This is a genomic window from Actinoallomurus sp. CA-150999 (assembly GCF_050942425.1).
Lineage (GTDB): Bacteria > Actinomycetota > Actinomycetes > Streptosporangiales > Streptosporangiaceae > Actinoallomurus.
On sequence record NZ_CP192063.1, the window covers coordinates 3,096,396 to 3,109,850 of the forward strand.

Sequence of the window (13,455 nt, forward strand, 5' to 3'; positions counted from 1 at the left end):
GCTTTATCTCACGGGAGGGTGAGGATCTCCGTGCCCGCGTCGGTGACGAGGAGCGTGTGCTCGAACTGCGCGGTGCGCTTGCGGTCCTTCGTCACGACCGTCCAGTGGTCCGGCCAGATCTCGTAGTCGATCGTGCCGAGCGTCAGCATCGGCTCGATCGTGAACGTCATCCCCGCCTCGATGATCGTGGTCGCGTGCGGGTCGTCGTAGTGCGGCACGATCAGCCCGGAGTGGAACGTCGTGCCGATGCCGTGTCCGGTGAAGTCGCGGACGACGCCGTAGCCGAACCGCTTGGCGTACGACTCGATGACCCGGCCGATGACGTTGAGCTGCCGGCCCGGGCGGACGGCCTTGATGGCGCGCGTCATCGCCTCGCGCGTGCGCTCGACGAGCAGCCGTGACTCCTCGTCCACCTCGCCGACCAGGAAGGTCGCGTCGGTGTCCCCGTGCACGCCGTCCTTGAACGCGGTGATGTCGATGTTGATGATGTCGCCCTCCCGGACGACCGTGTCATCCGGGATGCCGTGGCAGATCACCTCGTTCAGCGAGGTGCACAGCGACTTGGGGAAGCCCCGGTAACCCAGCGTCGAGGGGTACGCGCCGTGGTCGAGCATGAACTCGTGCCCGATCCGGTCGAGCTCGTCGGTCGTGACGCCCGGCCGGATGTTCTTGCCGACCTCCTCGAGCGCCTGCGCGGCGATCCGGCCGGCGACCCGCATCCGCTCGATGATCTCGGGCGTCTTGACGTCCGACTCCCCGGTGCGGGGCACCTTCTTGCCGACGTACTCCGGCCGCGGGATGTCCGCCGGCACTTTGCGCATCGGGGAGACGTGACCGGGGCGGAGTTGCGTCGTCATGCTGTTGGAGTGTAGTCAGCCCGCCGGGGCACGATGACACCATGATCGGAGAGCGCGATGAGTGACGAAGGCAAGTGGTTCTTCTGCCTCAAGCACCGCAGGGTCGAGCACGGGCCCGGCTGCCCGAACCGTGACCGCATGGGCCCCTACGCCACCGAGGAAGAGGCGGCGCACGCGTTCGAGCGCGCCGCGGAGCGCAATGAGGAGTGGCGCCGCAAGAGCTGAGACCAGGGGTTGTCTCACGGGCCCGCCATCCGAATGTCGGGCTCGTGGAACAGCCTTCAGGACACGGTGGGGCCGCTGATCGTCTCCAGGAGACGGGCCAGGCGGTCGCGCAGGCCCCGTTTGGGGAGCGGCTCCCCGGCGGCCGCGCTCACGAGGTGCTGGGCGGCGTCGAACGACACGAGCCGGTCGTCGGCCGGCACGGTCAGCGCCTCGTGCGCGAGGCCTTGCAGCTCCCGGTCGCCGGTGTCCAGCGCGAAGATCGTCGCGCCGATGCGCCGCGCGTCGTCCACCCGCTCGAGCAGCGGCGCCGCCGACTCCTCCTCGGAGACGACGACCAGCGTCTCCCCGCGCCGGGCCGCCTCCAGGCGCTCCAGGCCGACCCGCAGGTGCGGCGGGGCGCCGGGCGGCGGCTCCCAGCGCACCAGCGTGGGCGACAGCTCCGGGACGCCGCCGAGCCGGCTCTCGTCGTCGAGGTGGGCGGCGAGGTGCCACGGCTCGTCGTCGGGCGGGCCGAACACCAGCAGGCCGCCGGGCTCCCGGGTGGACGAACGCAGCGCCCAGGCGAACTCCCGGGTGCGCTCCGGCCAGCCGGTCGTCGCGAGCAGCTCCCGCAGAGCCGCCACCTGACTCGCGTCCATGGCCCCCATGGTGCCGTACGGAGCGTGAGATCACGTGCGCTTTGTTAGGGCCCGGCGATGTCAGGTAGGTATAGCCCTATGGAGATACTCGGTGTCGACATCGGCGGGTCCGGGATCAAGGGCGCGCCGGTCGACGTGGAGAAGGGCGAGTTCGCGCAGGAGCGGCTGCGCCTGGCCACCCCGGAGGGGGCGCCGCCCCGCGAGGTGGCACGGATCGTCGCCGAGATCGTCGCGCACTTCGGCTGGACGGGCCCGGTGGGCGTCACCTTCCCGGGCGTGGTCACCGGCGGCGTCGTCCGTACGGCGGTCAACCTCGGCGAGGCGTGGATCGACCTGGCCGCGGGCGACCTGTTCGCGGAGACCGCCGGGGTGCCCGTGACGCTGCTCAACGACGCCGACGCGGCCGGCGTGGCGGAGATGACCTTCGGCGTGGGGCGCGGCCGGGCCGGCACGGTGCTCATGCTGACGCTCGGCACCGGTGTGGGCACCGCGCTGTTCGTCGACGGGCGGCTCGTGCCCAACACGGAGCTCGGGCACATCGAGATCCGCGGCAAGGACGCCGAGCGGCGGGCCTCCGCGCACGCCCGCGACGTCCACGAGTGGGACTGGCAGCAGTGGGCGAAGCGGCTCGGCGAGTACATGCACCGCGTCGAGGACCTGCTGTGGCCGTCGCTGATCGTCCTAGGCGGCGGGGTCAGCAAGAAGGCCGACCGCTTCCTGCCGTACCTGGAAGAGGTGCGGACCCCGGTCGTGGCCGCCGAGCTGCACAACGACGCCGGCATCATCGGCGCCGCCATGGCCGCGGTACCCGGGAAGGAGCCGGTCTGAGGTGCCCTGGCAGGATCGTCCACTATGAGCACTCAGCACGCAGACGCACCGGATGTCAGTGGCCTGTCCATCGGCATCCTCGGCGGCACCGGCGACCAGGGCAAGGGGCTGGCACGCCGGTTCGCCCTCGCCGGTCATGAAGTGATCATCGGTTCCCGCAACGCCGAACGCGCCCAGCAGGCCGCCGACAGTCTGGGGGAGGGGGCGACCGCTCGAGGCGCGGAGAACGCCGCCGTCGCCCGCGAGGCCGACGTCGTGATCGTGGCGGTTCCGTGGGACGGCCACAAGGCGACCCTCGAGTCGCTGCGCGCGGAGCTGGCCGGCAAGATCGTGATCGACTGCGTCAACCCGCTCGGCTTCGACAAGCAGGGCGCCTACGCGCTGCCGGTCGAGGAGGGCAGCGCCGCGCAGCAGGCCGCCGCCATCCTGCCCGACAGCACCGTCGTGGCGGCCTTCCACCACGTCTCGGCCGTCGTCCTCCTCGACCCGGAGATCGACCAGGTCGACCTCGACGTGCTGGTGCTCGGCGACGACCGGGAGGCCACGAACACGGTCCAGGCCCTCGCGGACCGCGTCAAGGGCATGCGCGGCGTCTACGGCGGCAGGCTCCGCAACGCCCACCAGATCGAGGCGCTGACCGCGAACCTGATCTCCATCAACCGCCGTTACAAGGCCCACGCCGGCCTGCGGGTGACGGACGTATGAGGTTCGTCGTCTACGGCGCGGGCGCGGTCGGCGGCGTGATCGGGGCACGCCTGTTCCAGCAGGGCCACGACGTCACGCTCATCGCCCGCGGCGCGCACTACGAGGCCGTCCGTGACCGCGGCCTGCGCCTCGACACCCCGGAGGAGAGCGTCACGGTGCCGGTCCCGGTCGTCGACCGGCCCTCGGCGGTGACGTTCCGGCCCGGCGACGTCGTCCTGCTCACGATGAAGACGCAGGACACCCTGCCGGCGCTGGCCGAGCTGGCGGCCGTCGCGCCACCGGACATCGTCGTCGCGCCCGCCCAGAACGGCGTGGAGAACGAGCGCCTCGCCCTGCGGCTGTTCCCCCACGTGTACGGCGTCTGCGTCCTACTGCCGTCGGCGTTCCTCGAACCCGGCGTCGTCGAGGCGTACCTGGCGCCCCAGACGGGCGGCCTCGACGTCGGCCGCTACCCCGAGGGCGTGGACGACACCGCGGAGTCCCTCGCGGCGGCCTTCGCGGGTGCGACGTTCGCGTCCGAGGCCCGGCCGGACGTCATGCGCTACAAGTACGGCAAGCTCCTGACGAACCTCGGCAACGCCGTCGAGGTCGTCATCGGCCCCGGTGAGCAGGGCGCGGACATCGCCCGGCTCGCCCGGGAAGAGGGCACGGCGTGCCTGCGCGCCGCGGGCATCGACGCGCCGAGCGGGGTGGGCATCGCGAGCCAGATCCGCCCGGTCCGCGGGCGCAAGCGCTCCGGCGGCTCCTCCTACCAGAGCCTGCAGCGGGGGACCGGCACGATCGAGGCCGACTACCTGAACGGCGAGATCATCCTGCTCGGCCGCGAGCACGGCGTGCCCACCCCGGTCAACGAGCTGCTCCGGCGGCTGGCGAACCGGATGGCCCGCGAGGGCCGGCAGCCCGGCCTGATGACCCCCGAGGAGTTCCTGGCCGCGCTCGACGAGGCCGCCCCCCGATGACCGGATCGCCGCGCGGTGGCCCGGCACCTCCGATGGTCGACGACCTGGGAGTGCTGTTCCGGGCTCCGCGCGGGGTCCGCCGGGTCGTCTCGCTCGTGCCGTCCCTCACGGAGGCGGTCGCGTGCACGGCGCCGGACCTGCTGGTGGGCGCCACCGACTGGTGCGTCGAGCCGCCCGGCCTCGACGTCGTACGCGTCGGCGGGACCAAGAACCCCGACCTGCGGAAGGTCGTCGAACTCGCCCCGGACCTGGTGCTGGCCAACTTCGAGGAGAACCGCGAGGCCGACCTCGACGCCCTGCGGACGGCCGGCGTCGCCGTGTGGGTCACCGTGATCCGCACCCTCCCGGAGGCGCTGACCAGCCTCGAGCGGATGCTGGCCGCGTGCGGGCAGGGCACGCCCGCCTGGCTGGCGGGCGCCCATACCGCCTGGGCCGACGTCCTGCGCGACCTCCCGCCGTCCGGCGCGGTCGCGGTCGTGCCCGTCTGGCGACGCCCCTGGATGGTGCTCGGCCGCGACACCTTCGCCGGGGATCTCCTCGCCCGACTGGGCGTCGGCAACGTCTACGCGCGGGCCGCCGAGCGGTACCCGAAGGTGTCGGTCGAGGAGATGCTGCACCGGCGGCCGGACCTCGTCGTCCTGCCGGACGAGCCGTACGCCTTCTCCGCCACCGATGGGCCGGAGACGTTCCCCGGCCTCCCGGTGGCGCTGGTGAGCGGCCGTCACCTGGAGTGGTACGGGCCCTCGCTCACCGAGGCGCGGCGCGTCCTCAGCGCGTCGCTAGAAGGCTCTGGCCCTGCCTCCAGTCCGTCGCCATGATGTGCCGTGCGCTGGCGAGCGTCATCGAGCCGGCGCAGACCTTCTTCTTGAGCGCGTTCTCCACCGTGTCCTTGTCACCCGCGGTCGATCCGCCGGCGTCGTAGCGCGGCTCGGGCCACAGGTTCTTCGGGTCCTTGGGCGCGCCGCCCAGTTCCAGGGGGATGAGGTGGTCCTCCTCGTAGTCGGCGGTGCTCGTGTCGCTGTAGCCGTACTCGGCGATCTGCTTGACCTTCAGCGGGTTCGTGTACGACGTCGGCGGCCGTACCGTGCTCGTCCAGCCGGACACGCAGATCGTCGAGTTGATGGTGGACTGCGTGACGTCCGGGTTGGTCGCGCCCGGCTGGCAGGACGGGTCGGGCAGCGGCAGGTAGCTCTGCGAGCAGGTGGCGGCGTACGCCGGGGTGGCGACGGCCGAGACGGGAACGACCAGGGCCACGGTCATCGAAACGGTGGTCAAGGCGACTGTCAGGACTCGCGGCATGGCGATGCCTTCCGATAGCGGGGGGTTTGCCCCACCATCCGGACAGTCGTCCCTGACGGCTATGGAACCGGCAGACGAATATGTGGTTATTTAACGGCGAAGTGTGACAAACGCGTAAAAAGCCTCCAGGTCAGGGGCTTGTGTCACCATTGGCGTGCGAGGCCGGCCACCATCGGGCTTTCCGCTCAGGTGCCGTGAAGGTGCAGCGGCCCGACATCCCGCACGATCTGGGCGAGCGCGCGGATGGGATCGTTCTCGGCTTCGGCCCGCCACACCATGGCGTAGGGCAGGGGTGGCATGTCGGGGATGGGCAGCCATCGGATGTGCGGCATGGCCCAGTACCTGGTGACGTGGGCGGGGAAGCTGTGGACGATCTCGCCCGTACCAACGAGGTTGATCAGGTCGTCGCCGTTGGTGATGCTCTGGCTGCGTTCGATGGGGCGGCCCCGCGGGGTCTGGAACGGCAGGTAGCGGTCCTCCCAGTAGTCCGGCATCCGGGGGGCCGTGGCGTGCGGGCGGTCGGCGAGTGTTTCCAGGGATATCGACGATCGTGTGGCCAACTCGTCCTCGATGGAGACGGCGAGCAGCCGGGAGTCGGTGAACAGGACCGGGCCCACGGTGAGGTCGGGTTCTTCCACGGGCAGCCACACGATCAGAGCGTCCAGCCCGCCGTCGCGGAGTGCGGCGAACGGGTCGACGAAGGGGGCGCGGCGGATCTGCAGCTCCCACTGCGGGTGCCGTGAGCGGAAGGTCTTCCAGTAGAGGTGCAGGTCGGCGATGTTGAACGGCAGCATGCCGACGCTCAGCGTGGCGGTGACGCCTTGGGCGGTCAGACGGGCGCGTTCCAGGCTGTCGCGCAGGCCCGCGTAGACCGGCTGCAGGTCGTCGCGGAGCTGGCGGCCGAGTGGGGTGAGGTGGATCCGGCGGCGGTTGGAGCGGTCGAACAGCAGGCCGCCCAGGCGGCGTTCCTGCTGGCTGATCGCCTGGCTGATGCGGGCCGTGGAGACGAGGAGCCGGGTGGCGGTCCGGCCGAAGTGCAGTTCCTCGGCCAGGGTCAGGAAGATCTCGATGTCCCGCAGTTCCACCGATGCTCCCCTTCCGTCTTAACCCTCCGGTTAACAGTACGTGCGCGAAGTTTACGTTGATCCACGCCGGCGCCTGGATCAGGGTTGGTGACGGTCACAGCGGCGGCCCGCCACCCTGGCGGGGCCGTATACGAGGGGATTCATGATGGGAAATGGCAACAGCGGTTTTTCTGAAGCAGGGCTGCGCAGAGTGCGTGACGTGCTGGCGCGGCATGTCGAGTCCAAACGAATTCCCGGGCTTGTTGCGCTGGTCGGCCGGGGCGGTGAGACGCATGTGGAAGCGCTCGGGACGATGCGTCATGACGGTGGCGCGTCGATGAGTCGGGACACGATCTTCCGGATGGCCTCGACGTCCAAGCCGGTCACGATGGCGGCGGCGATGGTCCTGCTGGATGAGTGCAGGCTGCGGCTGGACGACCCGGTGGAGTCGTGGCTGCCCGAGCTCGCCGATCGTCAGGTGCTGAGGCGGATCGACGGTCCGTTGGAGGACACGGTGCCGGCGCGGCGGCCGATCACCGTGCGGGACGTGCTGACCTCCACGTTCGGGCTCGGCATGGACATGACGGCGCTGGGCACTCCGATCATGGGTGCGGTCTTCGAGCAGGGGCTCACGCCTAATCTGCCGGAGCCGATGCCCGAGCCGGACGAGTGGATGCGCCGACTCGGCGAACTGCCGCTGATGCACCAGCCCGGAGAGCAGTGGCAGTACCAGATCAGCAGCGATCTGCTCGGCGTACTGGTGGCCAGGGTGACAGGGCAGTCGTTCGAGACGTTCCTGCGTGAGCGGATCTTCGATCCGCTGGGGATGAAGGACACCGGTTTCCACGTGCCCGCCGACAAGATCGACCGGCTGCCTCCCCTCTACACTCCCGACCCGCAGACCGGGGAGTTCCTCGTGTGGGACGAGGCCGAAGGAGGACGCCACAGCAAGCCTCCGGCGTTCCAGGACGGCGGCGGTGGCCTGGTCTCCACCGTCGACGACTACCACGCCTACTTCCAGATGCTGCTGAACCACGGCGTGCACGGCAGTGAACGGATCCTGTCCCGGCCGGCCGTGGAGCTGATGACCACCAACCGCCTCACGCCCGAGCAGAACGCCCCCCGAACCGCCATGGCACGCGACAACGTCCATATCTCGTTCGGCCAGGGGCAGCACGGCGGCTGGGGCTTCGGGATGGCGGTGCGCACCTACCGCGGCGACTACGCGCCCATCGGCCAGTTCGGCTGGGACGGCGGAAGCGGCACCTCGACCTACGCCGACCCGCACAACCGGCTCACCGGAATCCTGCTCACCCAGGTCGGAATGTCCACCCCGGATTCCGCGCGGGTCATCCACGACTTCTGGACCACGCTCTACCAGTCACTCGACGACTGACACCAAGCCAGCGTCCCGGTGGACGCGACGAGAGGGTGGGCGGACGCCGTCGGCCCCCGGCGGACCGGGGGCCGACGGTGAAACGTCGGGAAGGTCAGCGGTAGGCGTGCTCGGGGCCGGGGAAGGCGCCCGAGACGACCTCGGCCGCGTACTCCTGGACGGCGCCGCGCAGGACACCGGCCACGTCCGCGTACTTCTTGACGAACTTCGCGGTGTGCGGCGTGAGGCCGGCCATGTCCTGCCACACGAGCACCTGCGCGTCGGTGCCCGGGCCCGCGCCGATGCCGATGGTCGGGATCGACAGCGCGGCGGTGACCCGGTCGGCCAGTTCGGAGGGGACGCATTCGAGCACGACCGCGAAGGCGCCCGCGGCCTCGAGGTCCTTGGCGTCGGCCATGAGGCGTTCGCCGTCCTCGCCGCGTCCCTGGACGCGGTAGCCGCCGAAGGCGTTCACCGACTGCGGCGTCAGCCCGAGGTGCGCCATGACCGGGATGCCGGCGGCGACCATCGCCTCGACCTGGGGGAGCACCCGCCGGCCGCCTTCGAGCTTGACCGCCTGCGCGCCGGCCTCCTTGAGGAATCGGGCGCCGTTGTGCAGGGCCTCGGGCACGCCGGTCTGGTACGCGCCGAAGGGCAGGTCGGCGACGACCATGGCGCGGGAGGTGCCGCGCACCACCGCCGCGGTGAGGGGGATGAGATCGTCCACGGTGACGGGGATCGTGGATTCGTGGCCGAAGACCACCATCCCGGCGGAGTCGCCGACGAGCAGCACCGGGATTCCGGCGTCGTCGAAGACCCGCGCGGTGAGCGCGTCGTACGCGGTGAGCATGGGCCACTTCTCGCCGCGTTCCTTCGCCGCCGCGATGTCGCGGACGGTCACGCGGCGTCCCGTCTGGCCGCCGTACAGGGTGGTCGGCCGACCGGTCGATACAGACATCGGAAACCTCCTGCCTCGAGGCGCCACGGTGGCGTCCCCGGACGGAATCGATGATCCCACGAGGTCAACGACGCGTACAGCCCGGACCTTCCCGACGTCTGATATGAAACGCTACGGTTGCGTATCGGATCGGGAATAACCTAAGGTTGGCAGCGTTAAGAAACGCAACAGCATCGTATCGATATCTCTGAAGGGCCTCATGGATCCGCAGACCATCCACAAGAGGCGCTGGACGATCCTCGGCGTCCTGATCGTCAGCCTGCTCGTGATCGTGCTCGACAACACGGTCCTCAACGTCGCGCTGAAGACGATCGCGGACCCGCGCGACGGCCTCGGCGCCACCCAGGGCCAGCTCGAATGGGCGATCAACTCCTACACCCTCGTCTTCGCCGGCCTGCTGTTCACGTTCGGCGTGCTCGGCGACCGGATCGGCCGCAAGCGCATGCTGATGATCGGCATGCTGCTGTTCGGCCTGGCCTCGCTGCTCTCCTCGTACGCCCAGACCCCCGGCCAGCTCATCCTCGCCCGCGCGGCCATGGGCTTCGGCGGCGCGGCGGTCATGCCGCAGACGCTGTCGATCATCACGAACGTCTTCGAGCCGCAGGAGCGCGGCCGGGCCATCGGCGTCTGGGCCGGCGCGGTCGGCATCGGGATCGCCGTCGGGCCCATCACCGGCGGCCTGCTGCTCGACCACTTCTGGTGGGGCTCGGTCTTCCTCATCAACGTCCCGATCGTCATCGCCGGCGTGATCGGCATCGCGATCGTCGTGCCGGAGTCCAAGAACACCGTGCGCGCCAAGATCGACTTCGGTGGCGTGCTGCTGTCGATCGCCGGCCTGATCCTCCTGACGTACGGGATCATCGAGGGCGGCGACAAGGCGACCGTCACCGCGCCGACCGTGTTCGGCCCCGTGCTCGCCGGAGCCGCGCTGCTCGCCCTGTTCGTCTGGTACGAGTCCCGCATCGAGCACCCCTCGCTGAACGTCCGGCTGTTCCGCGACGGGCGGCTGTCGGCGTCCGTCGGCGCCATCGCCCTCGTGTTCTTCGCGCTCGGCGGCGTGTTCCTGTTCATCTCGCTGTACCTGCAGGACGTCCGCGGCTACTCGCCGCTGCAGGCGGGCCTGCTCACGCTGCCGCTGGCCGTCGGCCAGATGATCTTCTCGCCGCGCAGCGCCGGGCTGGTCAAGCGGTACGGAGCCAAGCTGGTCGCCGCGACGGGCCTGACCATGGTCGCGCTGGCGCTGCTCAGCTACCACTTCACCGCCGTCCACAGCCCCATCTGGATCCTGGAGATCACCTTCTTCGTGCAGGGTTCCGGGATGGCCCTGGTGATGCCCCCTGCCACCACCGCCGTCATGGCGGTGCTGCCGAGGGAGCAGGCCGGATCCGGGTCGGCCATCAACAACATCGCCCGCCAGGTCGCGGTCGCGCTCGGCGTCGCCGTCCTGGGCTCCCTGGTCTCCTCCATCTACCGCAGCGGTCTGAAGCCGCACCTGACCGCGCTGCCCGAGCGCGTGCGCGACGTCGCCGGAGCGGACATCGGCACGACCACGGGCGTGGCGGAGAAGTTCGGCGCGGCGGGCCGGGCGATCCTCCCGCCGGCGCACCACTCCTTCGTGCACGCCATGCACATCACGTCCGCGATCTCGGCCGCGGTCGCCTTCGTCGGGGCGCTCGTCGTCCTGAAGTGGATGCCCGGCCAGCCGGAGCGGGACGTCGAGATCCCGCCGGTCGAGCAGCGTGAAGCCGTCGAGGTATGAGACGGTGATGCGCGATGACGCAGACGAGTGATCAGCTCGCCGCGCGGCCGCCGGGCCGGCCGCGCAGCGAGCGTGCGGACAAGGCGATCGTCGACGCCACCCTGGCCATCCTCGCCGAGGAGGGCGGGGTGGCCGGCGTGTCCATCGAGGCCGTCGCCGCGCGGGCGGGAGTCGGGAAGACGACGATCTACCGACGCTGGCCGAACAAAGAGGCCCTCATCATCGACGCGCTCGCCGCGTTGAAGGAGCCGATCGCCGAGCCGCGCGGCGAGTCGGTGCGCGAGGACCTGATCGTCTGGGCCCAGGCCCTGATCGCGGACAAGACCCAGAAGAAGCGCGTGGACTGCTACTGGAGCATCCTCAGCAGCGCCGAGCGCTACCCGGAGCTGATGGACCGGTTCAACCGCGAGGTCATCGAACCCCGGCGCGAGATCATGCGGAAGGTGCTGCGACGCGGCATCGCCACCGGAGAGCTGCGCCCCGACCTCGACATCGAGCTGGCCCTGTGGATCGTCACCGGAGCCATGGCCCATCGGGCGAGGGCGGTCGGCGCCGGACCCGTCCCGGAGGACTTCGCCGAGCGGGTCGTCGACGAGCTCATCGCCGGTCTCGGGCGGCCCTGAGCATGAGACGCGTGATCTTCCTTCCCTCCAGTCCCCTTTTGGTCATACTTTTACTCGAGGGCTGATGGGCCACAGGAAGGACTCCGGAGGATGGCCGATTCCTCGGCAAGGACCCTCGTGCTCGGCATCGGCCGGGCCGGCGAGGTCCTCCAGTGCGGGCAGAACTCCTCCGGCGTCCTCGACCGGCCACCGGAGGAGGTCGTCGGCACCGACGTGACCGGCCTGTTCACCGAGGAGAGCAAAGAGGCCCTGACCGGGCTTCTCGACGCCCTCGCGAGCCGCCACGAGCGGACCGCCGTCCTCGGCGTGCGGACCGGGGACGGCGAGGCGCGCAACGCCGTGGTCACCGTCCAGCCGATGCACGTCGCCGGCGACGACCCGACCGATCTGATGATGATCCGGGTCGCCGTGATGGACTTGGAACGCTTCACCGATCCGGCGCTGATGCGCCGGGCCATGCTCGACGACGCGCTCGTCCGGATCGGGGCGACGCTCGACCTGGACCAGATGGCGCGGGAGCTCGTCGACTTCGTCGTGCCGCACTTCTGCAACGCCGCGGGCGTCCTCATCCAGGAGAGCATCGTCGGCGCCGACGAGCACCCCTCGATCGCCGCCGACGGCACCACGGTGCTGCGCCGCGTGGCGCTCGCCACCGACGCCTCGGACCCGAAGTGGAACGCCGCCTTCCCCACCGGGGAGGTCCTCACCTACCCGCCCGACACGCCGTACACCCGCTGCATGGCCACCGGCGAGCCGGTGCTGGAGGCGCACCTCGACGCCAAGGCGGCCAAGCGGATCGCCCGGCTGTGGCGGCGCAAGCCCGTCGCCAAGCTCCTGGCCGACAGCTCCATGGTGCTGCTGCCGCTGATCGCGCGGGGGACCACGCTGGGGTTCGTCGTCTGCACCCGGAGCGCCGCCCACCGGGCCTTCGACGCGTACGACGTCGAGATCGGCATGGAGTTCGCCGCCCGCGCGGCCCTCTACATAGACAACGCCCGCCACTACAGCCGCGAGCGCGCGACCGCGCTGACCCTCCAGCGCAGCATGCTGCCCACCGGCCTGACGGCCCCGTCCAGCGTGGCGGTACGCCACCGCTACCTCCCGGGCAACCAGCTGATCGAGGTCGGCGGCGACTGGTACGAGTCGATCGCCCTGCCGGGCGGCCGCGTCGCCCTCATCGTCGGCGACGTCGCCGGGCACGGCGTGCGCGCCGCCGTCACGATGGGGCGGCTGCGCACCGCCCTGCGGACCATCGTCAACCTGGAGCTGTCCCCGGCGGACGGCCTGCAGCAGCTCGACGCGCTGATGCGCGAACTCGGCGAGCGGGAGCCCGCCTTCGCCACCTGCATCTACGCCGTGTACGACGCCACGGACGGCACCTGCGAGATCGCCTCCGCCGGGCACCTGCCACCGCTGCTGCTGCGCCCGAACGGCACCAGCGAGTTCCTCGACGTTCCGCCCGCGCCGCCGCTCGGCGTCGGCGAGGGGATGATCGAGACCCGCACGTTCACGATCGGGGACGGCAGCGTCCTGGTGCTCTACACCGACGGCCTCGTGGAGAACCGCGGTCAGGACATCGACGACGGACTCTCCCGGCTGCAGGGACTGTTCGGCGCGGACGCGCTGTTCCGGCCGCTGGAGGAGCTCGCCAAGGCCACCCTCGACAGCGCGTACGCCGACCACGACCGGGACGACATCGCCGTGCTCATCGCCCGCCTGCGGCGGCTGCCCGACGACGAGATCGCCTCCTGGAAACTGCCCGCGCTGCCGTCCGCCGTGCGCGACGCCCGCGCCCGGGTGCGCGAGACGCTCGAACGCTGGGAGTGCGAGGAGCTGTCCTTCAGCACCGAGCTGGTCGTGTCGGAGCTGGTGACCAACGCGCTGCGGTACGCCTCCGGCGACATCGAGTTGCGGTTGCTGCGCGACCGTACGCTCGTCTGCGAGGTCCGCGACGACTCCGACGCCCTGCCCCGGGCCCGCCAGGCGGCCGACGACGACGAGGGCGGTCGCGGCCTGCAGGTCGTCCACCGGCTCGCCAAGCGCTGGGGCGCCCGTCCCAGCGGCGACGGCAAGGTCGTCTGGTGCGAGCTGGACCTGCCCGGCCAGGGCGACGTCTTGGAAGGCTCCTGGCCCGGCGAGGCCCACCACCTCCCCTAGGAAACGCG

Annotated in this window: 14 protein-coding genes; 9 read left to right on the forward strand and 5 right to left on the reverse strand. The window is 70.8% G+C overall.

Annotation, left to right across the window (positions count from 1 at the left end; translation table 11 throughout):
• Positions 1-8: 8 nt before the first annotated feature.
• Positions 9-857: a type I methionyl aminopeptidase gene (gene map / locus ACQP2O_RS14710; RefSeq protein WP_433184340.1), complete on the reverse strand. Its 849-nt coding sequence runs from the start codon at positions 855-857 to the stop codon at positions 9-11.
• A gap of 57 nt (positions 858-914) precedes the next feature.
• Here map and ACQP2O_RS14715 point away from each other — a divergent pair, with 57 nt between their 5' ends.
• Positions 915-1,082 carry a hypothetical protein gene (locus ACQP2O_RS14715; RefSeq protein ID WP_360902678.1) on the forward strand — a complete coding sequence of 56 codons (168 nt, stop codon included), beginning with the start codon at positions 915-917 and terminating at the stop codon, positions 1,080-1,082.
• A gap of 56 nt (positions 1,083-1,138) precedes the next feature.
• Here the strand turns inward: ACQP2O_RS14715 and ACQP2O_RS14720 are convergent, their stop codons facing one another.
• Complete coding sequence (locus ACQP2O_RS14720; RefSeq protein ID WP_433184343.1) at positions 1,139-1,720, reverse strand: hypothetical protein; 582 nt, start codon at positions 1,718-1,720, stop codon at positions 1,139-1,141.
• A 78-nt stretch (positions 1,721-1,798) separates the two neighbouring features.
• Between ACQP2O_RS14720 and ppgK the strand changes: the two genes are divergently transcribed.
• From ppgK to ACQP2O_RS14740, 4 genes are read left to right on the forward strand one after another with little or no spacing between them, the layout of a single operon-like run.
• Positions 1,799-2,548, forward strand: a complete 750-nt coding sequence (gene ppgK, locus ACQP2O_RS14725; protein ID WP_433184346.1) for a polyphosphate--glucose phosphotransferase — start codon at positions 1,799-1,801, stop codon at positions 2,546-2,548.
• Positions 2,549-2,572: 24 nt separating this feature from the next.
• Entirely contained in the window at positions 2,573-3,253 is a 681-nt protein-coding gene (npdG, locus tag ACQP2O_RS14730) for an NADPH-dependent F420 reductase (protein ID WP_433184349.1), read from the forward strand.
• A complete protein-coding gene (locus tag ACQP2O_RS14735; RefSeq protein WP_433184353.1) occupies positions 3,250-4,212 on the forward strand; it encodes a ketopantoate reductase family protein in 963 nt (320 codons plus the stop codon). Before npdG ends, ACQP2O_RS14735 begins: the two co-directional genes overlap by 4 nt.
• Positions 4,209-5,030 carry a helical backbone metal receptor gene (locus ACQP2O_RS14740; protein WP_433184356.1) on the forward strand — a complete coding sequence of 274 codons (822 nt, stop codon included), beginning with the start codon at positions 4,209-4,211 and terminating at the stop codon, positions 5,028-5,030. Before ACQP2O_RS14735 ends, ACQP2O_RS14740 begins: the two co-directional genes overlap by 4 nt.
• On the opposite strand, the gene ACQP2O_RS14745 is transcribed toward ACQP2O_RS14740, so the two are convergent.
• Positions 4,981-5,472, reverse strand: a complete 492-nt coding sequence (locus ACQP2O_RS14745) for a hypothetical protein (RefSeq protein ID WP_433184359.1) — start codon at positions 5,470-5,472, stop codon at positions 4,981-4,983. The two genes, ACQP2O_RS14740 and ACQP2O_RS14745, sit on opposite strands and share 50 nt — an antisense overlap.
• Positions 5,473-5,696: 224 nt before the next feature.
• Positions 5,697-6,596, reverse strand: coding sequence for a LysR family transcriptional regulator (locus ACQP2O_RS14750; protein WP_433184362.1), 900 nt, complete (start codon positions 6,594-6,596; stop codon positions 5,697-5,699).
• 145 nt (positions 6,597-6,741) lie between these two features.
• Here ACQP2O_RS14750 and ACQP2O_RS14755 point away from each other — a divergent pair, with 145 nt between their 5' ends.
• Complete coding sequence (locus ACQP2O_RS14755) at positions 6,742-7,971, forward strand: serine hydrolase domain-containing protein (RefSeq protein WP_433191023.1); 1,230 nt, start codon at positions 6,742-6,744, stop codon at positions 7,969-7,971.
• A 94-nt stretch (positions 7,972-8,065) separates the two neighbouring features.
• Here the strand turns inward: ACQP2O_RS14755 and panB are convergent, their stop codons facing one another.
• Entirely contained in the window at positions 8,066-8,908 is an 843-nt protein-coding gene (panB, locus tag ACQP2O_RS14760) for a 3-methyl-2-oxobutanoate hydroxymethyltransferase (RefSeq protein ID WP_433184365.1), read from the reverse strand.
• A 199-nt stretch (positions 8,909-9,107) separates the two neighbouring features.
• On the opposite strand from panB, the gene ACQP2O_RS14765 reads away from it, so the two are divergent.
• The 3 genes from ACQP2O_RS14765 to ACQP2O_RS14775 all read left to right on the forward strand — a co-directional run bounded on the left by ACQP2O_RS14765 (position 9,108) and on the right by ACQP2O_RS14775 (position 13,447).
• Complete coding sequence (locus ACQP2O_RS14765; RefSeq protein ID WP_433184368.1) at positions 9,108-10,667, forward strand: MFS transporter; 1,560 nt, start codon at positions 9,108-9,110, stop codon at positions 10,665-10,667.
• A gap of 14 nt (positions 10,668-10,681) precedes the next feature.
• Positions 10,682-11,290: a TetR/AcrR family transcriptional regulator gene (locus tag ACQP2O_RS14770; protein WP_433184371.1), complete on the forward strand. Its 609-nt coding sequence runs from the start codon at positions 10,682-10,684 to the stop codon at positions 11,288-11,290.
• A gap of 90 nt (positions 11,291-11,380) precedes the next feature.
• The gene (locus ACQP2O_RS14775; RefSeq protein ID WP_433184374.1) at positions 11,381-13,447 is read left to right on the forward strand and encodes an ATP-binding SpoIIE family protein phosphatase; all 2,067 of its coding nucleotides are present in this window, start codon (positions 11,381-11,383) and stop codon (positions 13,445-13,447) included.
• Positions 13,448-13,455: the final 8 nt, after the last annotated feature.